Source organism: Micromonospora sp. NPDC048170 (assembly GCF_040652795.1).
In the GTDB taxonomy this organism is placed as follows: domain Bacteria; phylum Actinomycetota; class Actinomycetes; order Mycobacteriales; family Micromonosporaceae; genus Micromonospora.
The window spans coordinates 608,709-629,568 of the sequence record NZ_JBEZMR010000001.1 but is presented as its reverse complement, the minus strand read 5'-3'; the positions used below and the strand labels follow the sequence as shown (position 1 = coordinate 629,568).

Below are 20,860 nucleotides of genomic sequence, written 5' to 3'. Positions count from 1 at the left end.
GCAACGTTTGTCGTCTGGTGGCTCTGTGTCAGCATCGCAAGCAACGGCGGCGTAACTTCCGGGGGGACCGAGTGACGCTACGCGGGCGGTTGACCACAGCCTTCCTGGCGGTGGCGCTCGGCCCGGTGGTGCTCGGGGTGATGTTCGTCGGGGCGACCGTGGCGGCGGTCGACGCGAGCCGGTCCACCGAGCGGCTGGCGGTGGCCGCCGCGACCGTGCGCACCTCCGTCGACGCCCTCTGCCAGCAGTTGCGGGCCGCCGCGGACGCGGTCGCCCTGGCCGGCGACCGCCCCGCCGCCGCGAGCCAGGTGGTCCGCCGGGGCCTCGCCGCCGCCGTGCGGGTCACCGACGTCACCGGCCGGGTCACCTACGACACACCCGGCGGCCCGCCGGCGCCCTGGCGGGACTGCGCCGGCCCGCCGGTCGTCGGGCCGGTGCGGGCGCTCGCCGCCCGGGCCGACGTGAGCGACCGGGCCGGCGGGCCGCTGGGCACGGTCACCGCCGCGCAGCCGGTCGACCCGGCCTTCGTGGCGCGCCTCGCGGCCGTGACGGGCGTGGCGGTCACCCTGCTCGACGACGCCGAGGCACCCGTCCGGCTCGCCGACAGCACCGCGTCGACCGGCATCCGCGACGCCGAACTCGCCGCCGCCGACGCGCTCGACGGGGAGCGCGTCACCGAGACCCCTGACGGCCGGTACGTCCGCCGGGTCGGCCCGTCCTCCGGGCAACCCCTGCCGCTGGTGCTCTCGGTCCCCAGCGAACGACCGCAGGGCCTGTACGTCGCCCTGGGCTCGGCGGTGCTGGTGGCGACCCTGCTGGCCGTGGTGGCCGCCTGGCGGCTGGCCCGGGTCACCACCCGCCCGCTGGTCGAGCTGGCGGGCGCGGTGGACCGGGTGGCCCGCGGCGACCTGACGGCCCGGGTGCCGGTGCGCAGCCGGGACGAGATCGGCCGGCTGGCCGGCGCGTTCAACCGGATGACCAGGGAGACGGGCACCTACGTGGCGGCGCTGACCAGCAGCCGGGACCAGCTGCGCGGGCACCTGGCGGTGCTGGGCGACACCCTGGCGAGCACGCACGACCTGCAACGCATCCTGCGGGTGATCCTGCACAGCGCGATCGCGGCGACCGGCGCCCGGGCGGGCGCGGTGCTGCTCGTGGACGACGGCGGGGTGCTCGTCGCGCAGTGCACCGAGGGGCTGGACGGGCCCGCTGCGACGGACGACCGGCCGGGGCCGTGGCGGGTACCGCTGGGCAGCGGCGTGGTGGGCGCGGTCGCGGCGACCGGGGAACCGAGCCGGGGCCGGGTGGATCCCGCCGCCACGCCGCCGGGGGAGCCGCGCTGCCGGACGTACATCGCGGTGCCGTTCGCCGCCCCCGGCACGGCGGGCCCGCCCGACGCCACCGCCCGCGGCGACGGGCCGGCCCCCCGCCCCGGCGCTGAGTCGGCGGCCCCGGCCGGGGCGCTCGGCGTGCTGGCCCTCTACGACCGCCTCGGCGGGGACGAGTTCGACGACGACGACCTGGTCACCCTGCGCACCTTCGCCGGCCACGCCGCGGTGGCGGTGGACAACGTCCGGGTGCACGAGGAGGCGCAACGGCTCTCGCTGACCGACCCGCTCACCGGGCTGTGGAACTACCGGTACCTGCGCGAGTCGATCCGCCGGGAGGTCGAGCGGGCGACCCGGTTCGGCCGGATGCTCAGCGTCCTCGCCCTCGACCTGGACCGGTTCAAGGACGTCAACGACACGCACGGGCACGCGGCCGGCGACGCCGTGCTGGCCGAGTTCGCCCGCCGGGTGCGTGGCGAGATCCGCGAGGTCGACCTCGCGTTCCGGCAGGGCGGCGAGGAGTTCGTGCTGCTGCTGCCGGAGACCGACGCCCGGGGAGCGGCGATCGTCGCGGACCGGCTCGGCGCGGCGATCCGCGACGCCCCGATCGCCGCCGACGGGCACGGTGGGGCGGCCGTGGACATCCCGGTCACCGTCTCCATCGGCATCGCCGTGCACCCCGACCACGGCGGCACCGGCCAACAGGTGCTGGACGCCGCCGACGACGCGCTCTACGCCGCCAAGGCGGCCGGCCGGGACACCTGGCGCATCGCCGAGGCGCGGGCCGAGGCTCCGGCGCGGGAGATTCCCGTCACGACCGCGGCGGCCACTCCGGAGGACGGGATGCCGCGCGCCGGCGCTCCCCGTCAGCCGGACCGGACCCGTGCCGAACCGGCCGATCCGGCAGATGTCGACCACGGGGGCGCGCCGGCCGGGCCCGGCCCGGTGGGGCCGGCTCCCGGCGGCGGCGCGTCTTCCGGTCCTCACCCTCCAAGACAGAGCCGTGGCCGATAGTCTCGCGGCATGTCGGAGCACTCAGCGAACCCCTCAACGGCGACCGCCGCAACCGGTCGCTCCCGTGCGGTCAAAGCCGTCATCCCGGCTGCCGGACTGGCCACCCGGTTCCTGCCGGCCACGAAGGCGGTGCCGAAGGAGCTGCTCCCGGTGGTCGACCGGCCGGTGCTGCAGTACATCGTCGAGGAGGCGACACAGGCCGGTATCGGTGACGTACTGCTGATCACCGGGCGGGGCAAGACATCGATGGTGGACCACTTCGACCGCCGCCCCGATCTGGAGGCGCGGCTGGAGGCGAAGGGCGACGCCGAGCGGCTGGCCGCCGTACGCGGCCCCAGCGAGCTGGCCGAGATCTACACCTGCCGGCAGCCCGAGCAGCTCGGCCTGGGCCACGCCGTCGGCTACGCCGAGTCGCACGTCGGCGACCAGCCGTTCGCGGTGCTGCTGGGCGACGAGTTCGTCAAGCCGTCCGAGCCGTTGCTGCCGGCCATGCTGGAGCTCCAGGCGCGCACCGGCGGGGTGGTGCTGGCCTTCTTCGAGGTCGACCCGGCCGAGACGAAGCGCTACGGCATCGCCTCGGTGGAGCCGGCGGAGGCGGAGCTGACCGACATCGGTGAGGTCGTCCGGGTCACCGGCATGGTGGAGAAGCCCAAGCCGGAGGACGCGCCGAGCAACCTCGCGGTCCTGGGCCGCTACGTGCTGCCGGGCACCATCTTCGACGCGATCCGGCGGACGAAGCCGGGCAGCGGCGGGGAGATCCAGCTGACCGACGCGATGGAGCTGCTGCGCAGCGAGGGCACGCCGGTGCACGCGATCGTCTACCGGGGCACCCGCTACGACACCGGCATGCCGCTGGGCTACCTCCAGACCGTGGTGCAGATCGCCGCCGAGCGCGACGACCTCGGCGCCGAGTTCCGCAAGTGGCTGGCCGAGTTCGTCAACTCCGGCGCGTCGGGCGTGACTGGTACATGACAGCGTCGGCCGACGCCGAGGCGGCCGCGAACGAGTTGACGCCGCTCGCCGACTACCTGGGCAGCGTGCTGCGCAGGTTACGCGCGCTGCCTCCGCTCGACCTCGACCTCACCCAGGCGCACGGCAACGTCCTCGCCGAGGACGTCGTCGCGCCGCACTCCTTCCCGGCCTTCGACCAGTCGGCCGTGGACGGGTACGCCGCCCGCTGGGAGGACATCTCCGGAGGCGGTCGGAGCATGGGCTACGTCCCGACCCAGTCCGGCGGGCCGGGCGGGCGCAACGTCCGGCTCAACGTCGTCGGCGACCTCGGCGCGGCGAGCTGGCGGCCGGTCCGCCTCACCCCCGGCGCGTGCTTCTCCGTCGCCGCCGGGGCGCCGCTGCCGCTCGCCGCGGACGTGGTCGTCCCGGTCGAGTGGACCGACCAGGGCATGGCCGCGGTGGAGATCTTCCGCGTCCCCAAACGGGGGTACGGGGTGCGCCGGGCCGGCGAGGAACTGCCCGCCGGCACCCTGCTGGCCCGGGCCGGCACCTACGTCTCGCCGGCACTGGTGGCGGTCTTCGCGGCCACCGGCATCGGACACGTCGTGGTCCGGCCCAGCCCCCGGGTGGTCATCGTGGCCACCGGCGACGAGTTGGTCGACGTGGGCCGGGGCAGCCAGCCCGGCCAGACGGTCGACGCCAACTCGCACGCGCTGACCGCCGCCGCGGCCGAGGTGGGCGCCCTGGCCTACCGGGTGGGCATCTGCGACGACGACCCCGAAGGGCTGCGCGGGCTGCTGGAGGACCAGACGCTACGCGCCGACCTGATCATCACCACCGGGGGTACCGGCACCGGCCCCGGTGACATGGTGCGCCGGATCCTCTCCCGCCGGGACGGCAGCCGGGCCGGCCCGGTCATCTTCACCGAGGTAGCGCTCTATCCCGGCACCTCGCTCGGCTTCGGCACGGTCGGCGCCGAGGAGGTGCCGGTGGTCTGCCTGCCCGGCGACACGGGCTCGGCCCTGATCGGCTTCGAGGTGCTGGCCCGCCCGGCGATCAACCTGCTGGCCGGGGCGGAGCCGGTGTTCCGGCCCAGCGTCCGCGCGCACCTGCTGGAGACGATCTCGTCCCCGGTCGGGCTGCGCGAGTTCCGCCCCGCGCACGTCGCCGAGCGGCGCGGCGGCGGCTACACGGTGCAGCCGCTCAACGGTGGCCCGTACACGCTCTCGGGGCTGGCCGAGGCGAACGGGCTGATGGTGCTCGGCGAGCGGGTGACCAGCGCGGCGGCCGGGTCCACGGTGGACGTCCTCCTGCTGGACCGGCGCCGGTGAGCGCGAGGAGTGAGCTTGCGAGCCCCGCAGTCGTGAGCGGAAGGCCGGCCCGGTGAGCGCGAGGAGTGAGCTTGCGAGCCCCGCGGTCGTGAGTGGAGGATCGGCCTGGTGAGGCTGTTCGGTCCGGGGCGGGCGCCGGGGTGGCCGGTGGTGCTGGCCGACGGGCCGGTGCTGCTGCGGCCCTACCGGCGTTCGGACGCCGCCGCCTGGTCGGAGGTGCGCCGTGCCAACCGGGCGTGGCTCGCGCCCTGGGAGTCGTCCCTGCCGGGAAGCTGGCACGAGCTGAACTCGCCGGCCGCGTTCCGCTGGGTGTACCGCGACCAGCGCCGGTCGGCGCGCACCGGCGAGGGGATGCCGTTCGCCGTCTGCCTGCGCGAGGACGGCCGGGAGCGGCTGGTGGGCCACCTCAACGTGGGCAGCATCGTGCGGCGGGCGTTCTGCTCGGCGTACGTGGGCTACTGGGTGGACTCCCGGGTGGCCGGTCGCGGCGTGATCCCCACCGCGTTGGCGCTCGCCGTCGACCACGTCTTCGACGCGGGCGGGCTGCACCGGGTCGAGGTGAACATCCGCCCGGAGAACCGGCCGTCGCGCCGGGTGGTGGAGAAACTGGGCTTCCGTGAGGAGTCGTACCACGTGCGCTACATGCACATCGACGGTGCGTGGCGGGACCACATCGGATACGCGATGACCAGTGAGGAGGTCGTCGCCGAGGGTGGGCTGCTGGCCCGCTGGCACCGGATCCGCACCCCCGGGGGTGAGCCGTCCCACGCACGGGATCGGCGCGGCGTGTCTGCATCCGCGTCCACGGCCCGTAACCTCAAGTAACTGCAAGCTGTGGCAAGCGTTGCTCCATCCGTACGATCCGCGTACCCGACCCCGATCGGTGGAAGATCCTGCGGCGGGGCGACGGTTGCTCCGAATTCGGTGACGGGAGGGGTGAGGGTGCCGACCTCGGTGCTCCTCGCCGTCCTCGCCGCCGCCGGTCTGCTCGCCCTCGCCCCGGCGCTGGTTCGCCGGTACGACGCCACCGAGCGGCTGGTGGCGGAGCGGGCGCAGTCGACGGCGCGGGTGCTCCAGCGCCGCCGGCGGCGCCGCACTGTGCCGGGGAGACGGCCGGTGCACCCGCCCCGCTCCCTCGTCATCACACTCAGCGAAGACGCGAACACCGGCGGTCTCTCCACGCCGGTTTCCGCGCCCCCCGCCGCGCGCCGGTCGAGCCGGCTGCGCGCCGTGCCGCCGGCCGGCAGGAAGGGCCGCCGCCGACCGCCGCCCCGCCGGCAGCACACCCCCGCCGTCTACCGGCGCCGCCGGGTGCTCGCCGCGCTGATGCTGCTCAACTTCGTCGAGCTCATCGGCGTGGTCGTGGTCAGCCCCGGCTTCTGGATCAGCTTCGCGGTCACCGCCACCCTGCTGGTCGCGTACGTCGTACACCTGCGGGCGCGGGCGGTGGCGGATGGCCGGCGGCGGCGGGCGCGGGCCCGGGAGGCGGCGTGGCTGGCCGCCCGGCAGGCCGAGGTGCGGCGGGAGCAGGCCCGCCGGGCGGCGGCCCGCCGGGAGGCGCAGCGTCGCCTGGCGGCCCAACGCGAGGTGGTACGCCGCGCCGCGATGGGCCTGGACCGGCCGGCCGACCTACCGGCGGCGGCCAACGGCGGTTCGGTCTCCTACCGCCGCTCCGGCGGCCTGCGCGGTCGCCCCTACCAGTCCGGCCGCGGCTCCCACTCGGCCTGACCGGGGCGGCGTGCCGGGCGTCAGTCCGTGGCGGGCAGTCGGTACACGGACACGTGCGACCGCGAGTCGGCGGTGAACTCGGCACCGGACCAGTCCGCGTGCCGGCTCTCCAGCTCGAATCCGGCGAGCTGGCCCATCAGGTCCAGCTCGGCGGGCCAGATGTAGCGGTGCGGGGACCGGAACAGTCGCGCCTGCGTGCTCTCGTCGAAGTGGAAGTGGTGCGACACGACCTGCTGATCCAGTACGTCGTAGGTGTCCAGGCCGAGGTATCCCGACCCGGAGTGCCAGACCGTCGCCGCCTGGCCCGGCGGAAGCTTGCGTAGCTCCGGCACCCACAACTCGATCACGAACCGGCCGCCCGGCGCGAGGTGGCGGGCGGCGTTGCGGAAGCACGCCACCTGCCGGGCCTGGGTGAGCAGGTTCGAGATCGTGTTGTAGACGAGGTAGACCAGCGAGAACCCGCCCGGGACGGTGGTGGTCGCCATGTCGCCGATCACCACCGGGAGAGTCGCCTCGTCCACCTTCGTGCGCAGCCGCTCGACCATCGGGCGGGACAACTCGATGCCGGTGACCGGCACCCCGCGCTCGGCGAGCGGTACGGCCACCCGGCCGGTGCCGACGGCGAATTCGAGCGCCGCCCCGCCGCCCGCCAGCCCGGCGAGGCGGTCCACGGTCGGCCCCAGGACGTCCGGCGCGAACATGCCGGTGCCGGGGGTGTCGTAGCGGCGGGCGGTGTCTGCGTCCCAGAGCTTCTCCTGTCGCATGCCCCGAGGCTGCTCGGAGGTGGAAGCCCTGTCCATCGATTTAGCCCGGCCTGCTCACCTGCCGCGCCCTCGGTTTCTTCCCGACTGTCGCCTGGCCGGCCGGTTCGAGCTGGTTGGACGGCGTGGACTGCGGCGAGATCTTGGTGAGTTACGGCCCCCTCCGGGGGCCGTTTCGTGCCAAGATCTCCCCGTGCGGGGGGCGGATTCGCGGCGGGGGCAGCCGACCTGTTAGCCTTGTCGCCGGCCCTCCCGGTGAAAGCCGGGTGGGACCGAAGCCGGTTCGCCGGTGGAGGGGGTTGTGGCGCAGTCCGGTAGCGCACCTCGTTCGCATCGAGGGGGTCAGGGGTTCGAATCCCCTCAACTCCACCTAAGTTCGGAAGGTCGAAGTTTGCCCCGTCTGATGGCGGGGCAGTTTCGTATCCGGAACCCGGATGAGCTGCTCAGATTTCGAAATCGGACACGCTTTCGCGAGAGTGGCTACGTGCGATTGCGATGGATGGCCCGGTTCTCGTCGTGGTGTTTATGCCTCGCGGGTGCGCCGAGGGCTTGGGAGAGCACACGCTCGACATAGTCGGTGTCGGCGGGGACGTTGTCGATGAGGATGGCGGTGCACAGGCCGTCGGAGGCGGCGACGAGGGCGGCGATGGCTTCCGGGTCGTCGGTGAGGGTGGCGGCGAGTTCGGCGACGTCCTCGCGCCACTGTCGGGCGACCGGTGCCAGAGCTGGCCTGCGGGCGGCGAGGGTGGACAGTTCGCGTTCGGCCAGGGCGCGTTCGCGCCCGGGGCCGCCGGATTCGACGATGAGTTCGGCGAGGCCGCGCAGCTTGTCGCCAGGTTCGTCGATGATCTGGCGGATGCGCGCGGTATAGGTGTCGGCGACGCTGGACAGCGCGGCGACGAGCAGGTCGTCGAGGGCGGCGAAGTAGTAGGTGCTCAGGCTGGTGGTGATGCCGGCCTGCCTGGCGACGGTGCGGTGGGTGACCCCCGCTGCGCCGTCACGGGTGACTACGGCGAGGGTCGCCTCGATGATCTCCGCACGGCGCTTGTCGCCCCTGGCGCGTCGTCCGTCGGCGGGTCGTCCCTCGCCACCGCTCATGCTTCCGCCCCCCTGGGTTCAGGGTAATTGAGTCCGTCATCGGGGATCTGCTGCGGCCTCCTGGTCCTCGCCGAGCGGACGGACGTGCCGCAGCGTCACCAGGCACAGCACGGCCGCGACGGCGATGGCGCCGCCGGCTACGGCCGAGGCGATGTTGATCCCGGTGGTGAACGCCTCCTGCGAGGCCTGCACGACCTCGGCAGGCACCCGGTCTGCGATCGAGAGCGCGCCGGAGAGGCTGTCGGTGATCCGGTCGGCATCCTCGGGCGCGACGCCGGCGGGCGCGGTCAGGTGAGCGGTGTAGAGGGCGGTGGTGAGGCTGCCGAGCAGGGCGACACCGACGGCGATGCCGAGTTCCTGGACGGTCTCGGACATCGCGGCGGCCGATCCGGACCTCGCTGCCGGCGCGGCGCCGACGACCATGTCGGTGCCCAGTGCGGCGATCGCGCCGAGACCGAGGTAGACGAACGCGAACCCGGCCACCACGGCCACGGCGTCGCCGGTGCCGGCGGTCCCCAGTAGCGCGTACCCGAGGACCGACAGTGCGAGCGTGACTCCCATGACCAGGCCTGGGCGGACCCGGCGGGCGATCAGGGGTGCGCCGATGGCGGCGACGAACATCGCCAGGGCCGGTGGCCCCATCCAGAGTCCCGCGGTGAACGGGGTGAGGCCCTCGACGAGTTGGAGGTACTGGGTGACCAGGTACATGGTGCCGCCGACCCCGACGAGCCCGATCAGCAGCACGGCCAGCGCTGCGGAGAAGGCCCGGTTGGTGAACAGCGAGACGTCCAGCAACGGGGAGGTCAGCCGCTGTTGTCGCCGCACGAACAGCACGCCTGCGGTCGCGCCGACAGCGAGAAGGACCGCCGTGCTCGGATCCACGCCATGTGCGGAGGCGTGCTTGACGGCATAGACACCCGGCAGGATCGCCCCCAGCGACAGGGCGACACTGGCCAGATCCAGCCGTCCGGCCTGTGGGGCGGCGTACTCCGGCAGCAGAGCCTTCGCGCCAGCCAGGACGATGATCGCGATGGGGGCCGCGAGCAGGAACGCCGCACCCCACCAGAACGCGTCGACGAGCGCACCGCCGACCACGGGTCCGGCCGCCATGCCGAGGGCGAACATCGTGGCCCACACCCCGACCGCCACCGCACGTTGACGCACGTCGGGGAACATGTGCGAGATCAGCGACAGCGTGGACGGCATCAACGTCGCCCCTGCGATCCCTAGCAGGGCACGGGCTGCGATCAGCAACTCGGCGCTGGGAGCGAAGGCGGCGAGCACCGACACGACGGCGAACGCCGTCATGCCGATCAGCAACAGGCGACGTCTGCCGATGCGGTCGCCCAGGGTGCCCATCGTGATGAGGAATCCGGCGATGAAGAACCCGTAGGCGTCCATGATCCACAAGGTCTGGGTGGCGGAGGGGTCGAGGGCGGCGGCCATGCTCGGCAACACCAGGTACAGGACGGTGACGTCCAGTCCCAGCAGCACGGTCGGTAGCGCCAGCAGTCCCAGGCCGACCCACTCCCGCGCGCCAGCTCGTCGGGTCGCGGTCTCTGGCATGTCAGTCTCCTCCGAGGGAATTATTTGAACGATAGTACAAGTAGAACTATCGTTCAAATATCCGGGAGATGTGGGGCCAGCGAGTGCCCGCCCTGCACGCAGTTGCCTCGCCAACGTGCGGCGATCACCTCGAACCTCACCTCGACCGCATGCCCGGCTCAGACCTCGGAAGCCGCCAGCAACAATCGATATGTGGCCTCGTCGAAGGCCACCAGACGGACGTGCTCGACGGCGGTGGGCGTCGCCCTGATGGTCGTGACCGCGATCGTTGCCGCCCGGTCGGAGGGGTATCCGTAGACGCCGGTGCCGATGGCGGGAAAGGCGACGCTACGGGCGCCGATCTCGTCGGCGACCTGGAGGCTACGTCGATAACACGAGGCCAGCACGTCGGCCTCGCCGTGGTCGCCGCCCGCCCACACCGGGCCGACCGTGTGTATGATGTGGCGTACGGGTGGGTCCAGGTCGAACGCGGGGGTGGCGATCGCCTCGCCCGGGTCGCACGGCGCGAGCGCGGCACCCGCCCGGGCCAGCCGCGGGCCTGCCGCCCGGTGGATCGCCCCGTCGACACCGCCGCCGCCCAGCAGTGACTCGTTCGCCGCGTTGACGATGGCGTCGACGTCCTCGCGGGTGATGTCACCGCGTACCACTTCGATCAGGGGCATGGCCCGATGATGTCATCGCGGCCGACCACGCGTGGTTCCATGCCTGGCCGTCAGTCACCCCGGGGCGGCCAGCCGGTAGCAACACGGCGACCCCGGAGGCCGGCAGCGCAGCACCGTGCGGTCCGGCGCGCCCGTCCAGGACCGGGCGGCAACCGTCACGGGAACGGGTGCGGGTACGGGTTGATCTCGTCAGCCTCCAGTGGACGGTCGCGGTAGCCGAGGCGTACCGGCAGGTCGCGTAGCCGGGGCAGGTCGACACGTCGGTTGCGGTGCCCGAACGCCATCGGCAGCAGGCCCGGCACGATGACCTTGACGCAGGTGAGGTCTGCCGTGGCCTGCTCGATGGCGGTCTGGTCCACCACCACCACGTCGAGGCCCTCGCGCAGGTAGCGGTCGACCACCCCGGTCAGGTCGTCCAGCAGGTCGTCGGCCGGCCGGTAGCGCTCGGCGGCGGGGAACGCCCGCGCCATCGACAGCATCTCGTCGCGCTCGTAGAGGAAGCCGAACCGGTGCCAGCTCTCCGGCGCGGCGGCCACCAGCATGTGGTCCTCCATCCGCACCACCAGATCGGGGTCGGCGACCAGGCCCGGTGCGGTGGTGTCCTCGGCGACCATGTCCCGGGTCGCGTCGGCGACGCTGGCCAGCTCGACGAGCCCCGCCCAGAGCGCCCGCTCGGGGTCGAGGTGGGCACCGGCCCCGCAGAACGCCTTCGGCTGGCCCGGCCGGCCCTCCTCGTCGACGAGCATCAGCCACAGGGCCGGGATGCCCTCCGGCATGGTGATGTCGAAGACGTGCAGCCGGCTGCCGGTCGTGCGTTCCAGCCACTGCACCAGCAGCCTGGTCATCGGGTCGGCGGAGGTCATCGGGTCGACCCGGGGCACCGGCAGCCGGGCGTACCAGGTGGCCAGGAAGGCGTCCCGCTCGGCGACCTCGAAGATGCCGTGCAGGATCGCCTCCTCCATGGTCCCGCCGAGGGCGCAGCCGTTCGAGCTCTCCACGCCGAACATGGTCTGGTGGGAGCCGTAGTAGGCGAAGCTCTCCGGGACCAGCACGGGGCCGTCGCTGCGGAACGAGTAGCCATACACCCACTCCACCGGCAGGTCCGGGTGGTACCGGACCGACTGGTGGCTCGGCGGCTGCCGGGGCAGTCCGAGGGTCACGGGGTCGACGGCCCGGCCCGGCCCCAGCTCGCGGAAGGAAGCGGTGACGCTGGTGCGTCTGGTCCGGGGCAGGGTGCCGCCGAGACGTTCCAGGGCCTCGGCGATGGCCACCGACACGCTGGCCGGGTAGCTGAACGTGCGGCCGTACCCGGACAGCTCGACGCAGCAGGCGGGGCCGCCGATCGCGGCAGCCAGGATCATCGGGTGGTGGTGGTAGACGGTCATCGTCGAGATCAGGCCCGTCTCGCCGTCGACCATCAGGTCCAGCAACCGTTCGTGCTCGGCGGCGAGACTGCGCGCCCGGTACTCGTCCGGCCGGGGCTTGGGCCGGGACACCAGGGTCAGGCTTCCCGCCGCCGGGCTGTCGTCCGGCAGGTGACCGCAGAGGCGGCACTCCGGGTCGGGGATGAAACGGTGCCGGCTGACCCGCAGGGTCGCCGTGTCGACCTCCAGCACGGCGCCGTCGCACCGCAGGGCCGTGCCGGCATCCGCGCGGGACAGTTCGTCGGCGACCAGGGCGGCAACGACGGCCCGGACCGGCGGTGCGAGGACGGGCGGGGGCGCCTGCGCCGTACCGTCGTAGAGGGCCTCCCACAGCGCCGAGCGTTGCGGGGTGCCGGTGACCCGGGCGCGGCCTTCCCGGATCCGGACACAGTGGTGGCAGCCCGGCGTGCCGGCCCTGGCGAACGGGCCGATGCGGACCCCGCGCGGGGTCGGGTAGACCGGCAGGAAGTCACGTCCGGCCCGGTACGCCCCGGTCGCGGCGGCGAGCACCCGGTCGGGTTCCGGGCCGTCGACCACGAGAAGGTCGACGGCCGGCACGGTGTGCGGGTCGATCCTCGCCGTCACCGCCCGATGCAGGTCGCCGTCGCCGAGCGACCTCAGGCCCGTCTCCGTCACGGATGTCATCGGTTTCCTCCGGTGCCCTCGGTCAGGGTCGCCGCCACCACGAACGGGAGCACGTCCCGCAGGGCCGGCAGGTGGTCGACGGGGCGCAGCAGGAGCCGCCGTCCATTGGCCGCGAAACTCCTGAGCAGCGTCTCCAGCTCGCCGTCCCAGGCGCCGGCACCGGCGTCCGGGCCGACGTCGGCGCCGTCCGGGCCACGGCCGGTGACGATGGCGGCGGCGGCCTGGGTGGCCAACTCCAGCGCCACCCCCGGATCGGTGGCGCAGGCGTGCGCCAGCCAGCCCTCGCCGGTGCCGACGAACACCGTCGGCACGTCGGTGGCGGCGCGCCACGCGCGCAGCTCGTGGCCGAGCACGGCCAGGTCGTCGGCGAGTCGCCGAGCGGCCGTGGGCCAGTGCTCCCGACCCCAGCCGCCGGGCCCGGCGGCGTCCCCGGGCCCGGGCGGCCCGTCGGCCGTGGCGTGCGCCAGCCGCAGCGCCGCCCGGCCCTGGGCCTCGGCCCAGCTCAGGCCGCCGGCCACGACAACGGGGTACGACCCCCCGCCGGCCACCGGAACGATGGTTCCGGCCAGCGGGTCCCACCACTCGCCGGCGACCGTCGTCCGGGGCGCGGGTCGTTCGGGCCCGGTGCCGACCTCGGCCGTGGGTGGTTCGGACCCGTCGCCGGCCCCGGTGCCGGGCGGCTCGGGCCCGGTGGCCGTCGTGGCGGCCTCGGCGGCGAGCAGTTCGAGCCCGGCGACCGTGGCCCGGACGAGGGCCTGCCGGCGGCTCGTGCCGACGGCGGTGACCACCCGGGGGCCGGTTCCCGCGCCGGTCAGGTCGGCGACGGTCGCCGCCAGGCAGCTGACCGACAACTGGGAGTGCTCGCCGGTGCCCACCTCGACGACCGGCCCGAGCCGCCGGTCGATCAGCGCCGTCACCCGGCTGGCGAACGCGTCCGCGTCGAGCGGCGGCCGGCCCGCCATCCCGGCCACCTGCTCGGCGAGCCGGCGGGGGACGTCCCGCCCGCCGCAGGTGCCGCACCGGGGGTGCACCCCGAGCAGGTGCTCGCTGGTCTCCCCGGAGGCCAGGTCGAGGTGGGTCATGGTGTTCGCCCCGGCACCGGGCCCGGCGACGGCGCCACGGAAGTAGGCGAAGCCGAGGACCGCGCCGAGCAGCGTGCCCATCGGCGCGCTCAGGGGCGCCGAGCGCCGATCCGGCCGGTCGTGTGCGGCGAAGTCGCCGTCGGCGGGGGCCGCACCGTGGGCGGAGCGTACGGCGCACTCCCAGCAGCCGGCGGCGACCCCGCCGCCGGTCGGCCCGACCCACGCGGCGTCGCCGTCCGGCACGGCGTGCAGCGCGGGAATCCCGGCGGCGTGGGCCGCCCGGGTGACGGCCAGCGCGCGGCCCGCCAGCTCGTGACCGGTGCAGTGCAGCACCGCGTCGAACCCGCCGAGCGCCGCCGTCAGCGCCGCCTCGGCGTCGGGCCCCGCCGTGGTGTCGGGAACCCGCCGCAGCGTCACCGTCGGGTCGCCGTCGCGGCAGCGCTCCAGGATCCGCCGGTACGCCTCGCCGTCGGCCTGCTCCTCACCGGTCTCCATCACCGTCGCGGCCCGCAACCCGAGGTCGAACAGGGTCTGCACGAGGCTGTGCAGGGCCGGCCCGGCGCCGACGAGCAGTACCCGGGCGTCGCGGAAGCCCTCGAACCGGTGCACGGGGGCGTCGGCGACGTGCTCGGCGTACAGGATCGCCTGCCGGTAGCGGTCGAGTTCCCAGTCCTGGAGCCCGTGCGGCGGCTCGGTGTCCAGGTCGCGGGCGAGGCCGCGCCGCACGAGCATCGTCACCATCTCGGCGATCAGGCGCTGCTGGGCGGGCGGCAGGCCGGCGGTGAGCGCCTCGACCGTACGGCTGCCGTCCAGGTGCGGGGCGAGCTGCTGGACCAGCCGGTACGCGGAGCCGCCGCTGATCTCGGTGCTGCCCCGGCCGGTCTCCAGGTAGACGCCGTTCTCGACCGCCACGTAGAGCAGGTCGTCGCGGAGTTTCGCCCTCATGCCGTCTCCTTCAGGTGCAGGTGGCCCATCCGGACCATGACCGACCGGCCGGTGTCGGTGAACGCCTGGCGGCCGTGCAGGTAGCGGGAGTTGTCGACGACCAGGACGTCGCCGGCCTGCCAGGGCACGGTGACGGTCAGCCGGCGGGCGGCCTCCGCCGCGACCGACAGCAGCCCTGCGGGAACCGGCGCGCCGGACGCTGTCCGTACCCGCAGCCGCTGGTCGTGGTACTCGTCGGCGTCGGGTCGGCTGATGAACAGCGAGTTGCAGAACGCCGGGACACCGCCGAACAGCGTGGGCGGGGTGCACCGGGTGCCGAACCCGGTGACCAGAGCCGTGTCGGTGGCGTGGACCCGCACCGACTCCCAGGGCCGCAGGTAGGGCTCCCACTGTCGCAGCGCCAGCCGGACCGCGGCCGGGTCGTCGGTGCCGAAGGCCCGCTGCCACTCGCCGTCGGGCAGGGCGTTCTCCCAGACGATCTCCAACTGCTCGAACTCGGCCCGCGCCTCGGGCGGCAGCGCGGCGAGCAGGGCGACGCCGTCGCACAGCGTGGTGCGGCCCCCGTCGGCGGCCGGCCGCTCGCACAGGAAGGTGAGCAGATCGGGTGAGCCCGGGGCGTACGACGCCTCCCGGTGCAGCGGCATGCCCCGGGTGCCCCGGGTGACCGTGGTGGTGGTCCGGTCGTCGCCGATCACGTCCCGTTCCTGGTGGAAACCGTCCGCGTACGGGACGGGTTCCATCAGCGCGTCGCCGAGCGCGACGAAGGTGTCCCGCTGCCAGCCGCCGTCGCGGAGCAGCGCCACCCCGTGCGCGGCGACCGCCGCGAGGACGTCCGCCGGTTTCCGCGTCCCGGTGAGCACCGGGACCTGGCCCTCATGCATCCGCACTTCCCTCCGTGAACGCTACGGCCAGCGAGCCGGCCCGTGGTCTCGGGGCGCCGACCAGCAGTTGCAGCAGGGGCACCGCGCCGGCCGGCAGGCCCAGCAGGGCGGTGGCCGCCTCGGCGTCGAATCCGCCCATCGGCCGGGTGGCCGCCCCGACGGTCTGCGCGGCCAACGCGGCGAGCTGCACCGCCGCCCCGGTACGCAGGTACAGGTCCCGCAGGGCGACCGGGTCGAGACGATCGATCGGAGGCCCGTCGGCCACGACGAAGAGACTGGCGCCGGCCGCGCTCATTCCGGCGTCCAGGGAGGTCCGCACCCGGCTCGGCGCCCCGTCGTGAGCGGTCGACGGCCACAGCAGGTGCCGGTCCCGGTCGTACCGGTAGGCGCCCGGAGCCAGCCCGTCTACCCTGCTGACCAGGCACCACAGGGCGGGATGGCGCGGGTGCCCGGTCAGTCCGGCCAGCGCGCCGGCGGGCCGGTGGCCGCCCGCGTACGCGAGGATGCCGGCGAGCTGCCCGACGGTCAGCCCCGGCGCCAGGTCGTTGGCCGACGCCCGGCGGGCGGTGGCACCGCGCGACGGCACCGCCGGTGGCGGCAGCTCGACAGCCGGCGGCGGAGTGCCGGTCCGGGGCGGCGCGGCCGGTGGCGACCCGGCGGGCGGCTGCGGGAGGGCCGGCGGCGTTGCGGCGTCGGCCAGTGCAGCCCGTGGCGCGGTGTCGACGCCGGCACGGATCGCCCGGTGCAGGGCGGTGACGGCGGGGTCGGCCACGGTCAGGTTGCGGCGGTCGCCGTCCAGCCCGACCGGCGCCGGGGGCATGGCGCCCGACAGTGGGGTGGCGGCCGTGGTGCCGCCGCCGAGGCGGGCCGCCGGCAACTCGACGACGGCGACGACGGTCTCCAGTTCGCCGCCCAACCCGAGCAGCGCCTCGGCGGCAGCCGGGTCGGTGACCAGCCGCACCTGCCCGGCCAGGGGCGATCCGGCGAGTTGTCCCAGCAGGACACCGCTGTCCATCATGGCGAGCTGGTAGCCGAAGGAGCGGTACTTGCCGGCGTTCTTGAAGGCGCGGCAGGCCAGCACCAGCGCATGGCGCGGTCCCGATGCGTCGTCACCGAACAGGCGGTCGAGTGCGGCGCCCGGATCGCCGGGGCGGAGCAGTTCCAGGGCGTGGTGCACAGCGTCGTGGTGGTAGACCCCGGGGGGAAGTTCGGCGGTGCCGGCCCAGACGACGTACAGCTCGGCGGGGTGGAACGCGCCGCCGGAGGGCACCGCGCGCCGGGACGTGAACCACGCGGGCAGCAGCCGCGCCGACGCGGGGGAGGTGGCCGGGTCCCCGCTCATCGCGGCGAAAGCGGCGTTGGTGATCAGCTCCAGCCGGCGGGGCGCGTACCCCAGCAGCAGCGCGCTGAGCCGGTCGGGCCCGGCCGCTCCCAGCGGCGGCGCACCCGCTCCCGGCCAGCGCAGCGGCCACCTTCGGGCGGTCGGGTACCGCTTGGCGCGCGGCGGCGGGTAGCTCGCGGGTGCCGTGTCGCCCTGCGCCGCCACCGCCGCCAGGTAGCGGGCGACCACTCCGGTCGTCACGGGCCGGCCGGGTCGGGCGGCGGCGCGGGCAGGGGACGCAGGGTCAGCACGTCACCGAGCCCGTCCACGCGGGCGAGGTCGGTGACGAACGCGGCCTCCAGGGCACGGCGTACGTAGTCCAGTCCCGCCGGCCCGGGAGGCAGCGACGCCGACCCGGGATCGTCGGTGCGGACCAGGTGCACCTCGCCGGCCAGGTGCCCGGCGACGTTGACGAACTGGCAGAGGTCGTCCCACCGCAGGTACCGCCAGAAGTCGACGCTGACCACCGCGTCGAGGCTGCCCGGCGCGATCGGCGGGTTCATGCCGATCAGATGGTGGTTGGTCGGGCCGGGCGGGGCGGCGTAGTCGAACGTCAGCGCCTCGGCCGGCAGGTCGGCCGCCGCGCTGCCGGTGCCCACCCACAGCACGCGGGGGCCGGGAAGGCGGTCGGCGAGCCGTTCGACCGCCGGCCCGATCCGGCACGTCGACCGCCGCGCGCAGTCGGTGACCGCGGCCCGGTAGTGCACGATCCGCTCCACCGAGTCGTACACCTCCAACATGCCGTAGAACTCCCACTCGATGACCGGCTCCGCGGCGAGTTCCCGGTTGGCGGCGAACTCGGCCCAGTTGCGGTCGATGTTGCGGTGGTGCGGCAGGTGGAAGGCGCGGGCCTCGTCGTCGTAGGCGAAGTTCAGCTCGGTCACGCCGAGGTGCTTGTGCACCCGGTAGAACAGCTCGATGTCCTCCAGGCCCCAGCGTGGCCCGAAGCGTTCGTCGAACCCGCCGACCAGGTCGAACAGGTCGCGGGCGAGGGAGATGTTGTGGGTGTAGCTGAACAGCCAGCCCGCCCGCAGCCACTCCTGTCCCGGCGGCTGGCCGTGCGGGAAACGCAGGTCGCCGCCGCCGTCCGCGCGACGCCGGGGCACGTCGGTGATCTCCCTGCCGTCGAGGGCGGCCTCGACGTGTTCCAGGCCCAACTCGTCGCGGCGACCCAGCAACACCGGGGCCCGGCCGGGGACCGCGTGGTGGGCCAGGTGGCGTTCCAGCAACTGCGGCGAGGTGTACGAGTCGGCGTCGAGGAAGAGCAGCAGCGGCGCCCGGGTGTGCCGGACGGCCTCGTTGCGGGCGCCTGCCCGGCCTCTCCGCTCGGCGAACTCCAGCAGGCGCAGGTCGAGCCCGTCGCCCGCCCCGGCGATGCCGGCGTACCCGGCGGGGGAGCCGCCGTCGCGGATCACCACCACCTCGAAGCGCTCGCGGCTCAGCGTCTGCCGGGTCAGTGACCGCAGCGTCGGTGCCAGACACTGCGCGTCCTGGTGCGTGGGTATGACCACGCTCAACTCGATCGCGTCGTCCGCCCGTTCCGCCATCCGACTTCCCTCCGTCAAAGGTCACCTCGTGGGGGTCGGGGTGCCGGCGGCGCCGGCACCCCGACTGGGACGCGTCCGGCGTCGGGCTGGCCGACGTCGGTCGCGCCGGTCACCGGATCAGTGGCAGTTGATGCAGCACCACTGGATCGGGCGACCGCCACAGCCGCCACCACAGCAGCTCCGGCCGTCGTTCGCGCCCTCGGTGACCGAGACGCTGCCGGCGGGGGCGACCGCGTACAGGTTGGTCGTGTCGTCGGTCTGCTCGGTCCAGGACACCTCGGCGATGTCCAGGGCGGTCAGGTCGAGTGGTCCACTCATGTTCCACCTCCAGTTGACGGGATCGTCGCCGAGCAGCATAGGGAGCGCTCCCATGGCTCTGGTGGAATTGTTGGTCACGGGATGGTCAAGCACTCCCGACGGGACGGATACGTCGCGTGTGGACGGTTACTACGCTGCCACCCGTGGACCGTGTGATGAGCCTGTTCTGGATGGGCGGCTGCGCCAGCCTCGCGCTCCTCCTCGGGGCGGCACTGACCGTGACCGTGGTGGTGGCCCACCGTCGGGAGCGCGAGCGGCGGGACTCGTGGCGTCGCTGGGCGGCCCACCACGGGTGGACGTTCACCGAGAACCCGCAGGTGGCCTGGACCGGCCGGGTGCCGGGACGCAACCGTCGGGGCGTGCGGTTCGCGCTGACCGGAACGATGTACGGACGGCCGGTCGGAGTGGCCGAGTACGCGTACACCGAGACGCACACCTCGACCGGCGCGGACGGCAACCAGAGGACGAACTCGCAGACCCACTCGTACGTCGTCGCGTTCGTGTGGCTGCGGCGGCCGTTCCCGGAACTCGCGGTGGCGCCGCGCCACGGGTTCTCGAAGCTCGGCCGTGCCCTGTTCGGCAGCGACGGGTACGCCACCGGCAACGCCGAGTTCGACCGGCAGTGGCGGGTGGGCGCGGCGGCTCCCGGGCAGCAGGCCCTGGTCGGGCCGACCCTGCTCGCCGCGCACCTGGCCGGGGCGGTGCCGGCGTGGAGCGTGCACGGCGCGGAGCTGATCACCTGCCGGCGCGGTCGGCTGCACGACCCCACCCTCGTGCAGTCCCTGCTGACGCCGCTGGTCACGGTCGCCGACCTGCTCGAACAGGGGCGGTGACGAAGAGTCGGGACGGGTCGGCGACCGCCGGGAAGAAGACGGGGAGGCCGGCCCCGAGGGGGGACCGGCCTCCCGTCACCGCGTACGGATCACGGCTTCCAGGAGCCGGCCGTCTGGAACCTGTGCCGGTATTCCAGCACGCCGTTCTTGTCAGCCACGTTGAACACCACCGTGCCCGCCCGCTTGCTGCCCACGCCCAGGTTGTTGCCGGAGCCCAGCAGGTCACCGCAGCCGGAGAGCGCACTCGCCAGGCCGTTGGCCCTGCTGCCGTTGGCGGCCACCCACTCGAAGTAGAACGGGTTGATGGAACCCGTTCCCTTGGTCACCGTCGCGCTGACGTGGGCGATCAGGTACATGCCCTTGTCCGGGTCCGGGGCGTACGTCCGGCAGCCCTTGGTCTCCGTGGTGAACCGGCTGACCGTGATCTCGACGGTGCCCTCGTCGTCGGAGAGCACCAGGGTGGCGCCGGGCCTCAGGTTGTAGGTCTCGCCGTTCTTCGTCGGTGCGGAGGCGCCACCCGGTGCCGCCTGGGTGGTTCCCGGGGTGGGCAGGGCCTTCTCCAGGTCGTCCGCCGCCTTGTTGGCGCCGGCGACGAGTGCGGCGATGCCGCCGACGCAGCAGAGCAGGACCAGTACGGCCACCACCGCCACGATGATCAGGACGGTCCTGTTCTTCTTCGGCGGAGCGACCGGATGAGGCGCGCCGAGCGGGTAGCCGGGCCCACCGGGCGGGTAGCCGGGCCCCGCAGGCGGGTAGCCGGGCCCCGCAGGCGGGTAGCCGGGTCCCGCAGGTGGATAGCCGGGTGCGCCGGACACCGGCGGGTAGCCGGGTGTGCCGGACACCGGCGGATAGCCGGGCGGGCCGGACATTGGCGGGTACGGCGTCCCCGACACCGGGGGCTGCGGCACGCCCGAGGTCGGCTGGTGCGGGGCGGCCCACGGCTCGCCCGGCGCCCCGGAGACCGGCGGCTGCGGCATCCCGGAGACCGGCGGCTGCGCCCACGGCTCGCCGGGCGCGCCCGACACGGGGGGCTGCGGGGCCCCGGAGACCGGCGGCTGCGGCGCGGCCCACGGGTCGCCGGCCGGCGGCTGCGGCGGCACGGGCGGGAGCGGGGCCCACGGGTCGCCCGCGGGCTGCGGGGCGCCGGAGGTCGGCGGCTGCGGCGGGTAGCCGCCCTGCTCGGCGGAGAAGTGCGGCATCGGGGCCGGCGGGTACGGCTGCGGCTGCTGCTCCGGGTTCGGCTGGTTCGGATCCTGAGGCCCGTAAGGGGGCTGGGGGTGACTCACCGTACTCCTAGGCACCTGGCGACGACGGCAAACGCGGCTGACGCTACCGTGCGCGGACAACGGACCATCTTCGCGTCTC

The 20,860-nt window shown here is 74.3% G+C and carries 16 protein-coding genes, 1 tRNA gene and 1 pseudogene; 7 read left to right on the top strand and 11 right to left on the bottom strand.

Annotation, left to right across the window (positions count from 1 at the left end; all coding sequences use genetic code 11):
* Nucleotides 1-71 precede the first annotated feature (71 nt).
* From AB0D32_RS02750 to AB0D32_RS02730, 5 genes and pseudogenes are all read left to right on the top strand, one after another.
* Entirely contained in the window at nt 72-2,342 is a 2,271-nt protein-coding gene (locus tag AB0D32_RS02750; protein WP_357083733.1) for a diguanylate cyclase, read from the top strand.
* A 9-nt stretch (nt 2,343-2,351) separates the two neighbouring features.
* On the top strand, nt 2,352-3,314 hold the full coding sequence (locus tag AB0D32_RS02745; protein WP_357083730.1) for a UTP--glucose-1-phosphate uridylyltransferase: 963 nt from the start codon (nt 2,352-2,354) through the stop codon (nt 3,312-3,314).
* Complete coding sequence (gene glp, locus AB0D32_RS02740; protein WP_357083727.1) at nt 3,311-4,624, top strand: gephyrin-like molybdotransferase Glp; 1,314 nt, start codon at nt 3,311-3,313, stop codon at nt 4,622-4,624. The genes AB0D32_RS02745 and glp overlap by 4 nt, the downstream gene beginning before the upstream one ends.
* Before the next feature lie 108 nt (nt 4,625-4,732).
* Nucleotides 4,733-5,380, top strand: a pseudogene (locus AB0D32_RS02735) (GNAT family protein); the annotation flags it as partial.
* A gap of 180 nt (nt 5,381-5,560) precedes the next feature.
* Nucleotides 5,561-6,352, top strand: coding sequence for a hypothetical protein (locus AB0D32_RS02730; protein WP_357083724.1), 792 nt, complete (start codon nt 5,561-5,563; stop codon nt 6,350-6,352).
* 20 nt (nt 6,353-6,372) lie between these two features.
* Here the strand turns inward: AB0D32_RS02730 and AB0D32_RS02725 are convergent, their stop codons facing one another.
* The gene (locus tag AB0D32_RS02725) at nt 6,373-7,116 is read right to left on the bottom strand and encodes a class I SAM-dependent methyltransferase (protein WP_357083721.1); all 744 of its coding nucleotides are present in this window, start codon (nt 7,114-7,116) and stop codon (nt 6,373-6,375) included.
* Between the two features lie 292 nt (nt 7,117-7,408).
* Between AB0D32_RS02725 and AB0D32_RS02720 the strand changes: the two genes are divergently transcribed.
* A tRNA-Ala gene (locus AB0D32_RS02720) sits at nt 7,409-7,482 on the top strand.
* A gap of 111 nt (nt 7,483-7,593) precedes the next feature.
* Here the strand turns inward: AB0D32_RS02720 and AB0D32_RS02715 are convergent.
* The 9 genes from AB0D32_RS02715 to AB0D32_RS02675 all read right to left on the bottom strand — a co-directional run bounded on the left by AB0D32_RS02715 (nt 7,594) and on the right by AB0D32_RS02675 (nt 18,662).
* A complete protein-coding gene (locus AB0D32_RS02715) occupies nt 7,594-8,211 on the bottom strand; it encodes a TetR family transcriptional regulator (RefSeq protein WP_357083718.1) in 618 nt (205 codons plus the stop codon).
* A gap of 36 nt (nt 8,212-8,247) precedes the next feature.
* On the bottom strand, nt 8,248-9,777 hold the full coding sequence (locus AB0D32_RS02710; protein ID WP_357083715.1) for an MFS transporter: 1,530 nt from the start codon (nt 9,775-9,777) through the stop codon (nt 8,248-8,250).
* A gap of 158 nt (nt 9,778-9,935) precedes the next feature.
* The gene (locus AB0D32_RS02705; RefSeq protein WP_357083712.1) at nt 9,936-10,439 is read right to left on the bottom strand and encodes an O-acetyl-ADP-ribose deacetylase; all 504 of its coding nucleotides are present in this window, start codon (nt 10,437-10,439) and stop codon (nt 9,936-9,938) included.
* Between the two features lie 155 nt (nt 10,440-10,594).
* On the bottom strand, nt 10,595-12,508 hold the full coding sequence (locus tag AB0D32_RS02700; RefSeq protein WP_357083709.1) for a TOMM precursor leader peptide-binding protein: 1,914 nt from the start codon (nt 12,506-12,508) through the stop codon (nt 10,595-10,597).
* Nucleotides 12,505-14,535, bottom strand: coding sequence for a TOMM precursor leader peptide-binding protein (locus AB0D32_RS02695; protein WP_357083706.1), 2,031 nt, complete (start codon nt 14,533-14,535; stop codon nt 12,505-12,507). Before AB0D32_RS02695 ends, AB0D32_RS02700 begins: the two co-directional genes overlap by 4 nt.
* On the bottom strand, nt 14,532-15,416 hold the full coding sequence (locus AB0D32_RS02690; protein WP_357083703.1) for a TauD/TfdA family dioxygenase: 885 nt from the start codon (nt 15,414-15,416) through the stop codon (nt 14,532-14,534). Before AB0D32_RS02690 ends, AB0D32_RS02695 begins: the two co-directional genes overlap by 4 nt.
* Nucleotides 15,409-16,998, bottom strand: a complete 1,590-nt coding sequence (locus AB0D32_RS02685; protein WP_357083700.1) for a nitroreductase family protein — start codon at nt 16,996-16,998, stop codon at nt 15,409-15,411. The genes AB0D32_RS02690 and AB0D32_RS02685 overlap by 8 nt, the downstream gene beginning before the upstream one ends.
* On the bottom strand, nt 16,995-18,344 hold the full coding sequence (locus AB0D32_RS02680; protein WP_357083697.1) for a glycosyltransferase: 1,350 nt from the start codon (nt 18,342-18,344) through the stop codon (nt 16,995-16,997). The genes AB0D32_RS02685 and AB0D32_RS02680 overlap by 4 nt, the downstream gene beginning before the upstream one ends.
* 117 nt (nt 18,345-18,461) lie before the next feature.
* Entirely contained in the window at nt 18,462-18,662 is a 201-nt protein-coding gene (locus tag AB0D32_RS02675; RefSeq protein ID WP_357083694.1) for a hypothetical protein, read from the bottom strand.
* Between the two features lie 143 nt (nt 18,663-18,805).
* On the opposite strand from AB0D32_RS02675, the gene AB0D32_RS02670 reads away from it, so the two are divergent.
* Nucleotides 18,806-19,495 carry a hypothetical protein gene (locus AB0D32_RS02670; RefSeq protein WP_357083691.1) on the top strand — a complete coding sequence of 230 codons (690 nt, stop codon included), beginning with the start codon at nt 18,806-18,808 and terminating at the stop codon, nt 19,493-19,495.
* A gap of 89 nt (nt 19,496-19,584) precedes the next feature.
* Here the strand turns inward: AB0D32_RS02670 and AB0D32_RS02665 are convergent, their stop codons facing one another.
* A complete protein-coding gene (locus AB0D32_RS02665) occupies nt 19,585-20,781 on the bottom strand; it encodes a hypothetical protein (protein ID WP_357083688.1) in 1,197 nt (398 codons plus the stop codon).
* Between the last annotated feature and the right edge of the window lie 79 nt (nt 20,782-20,860).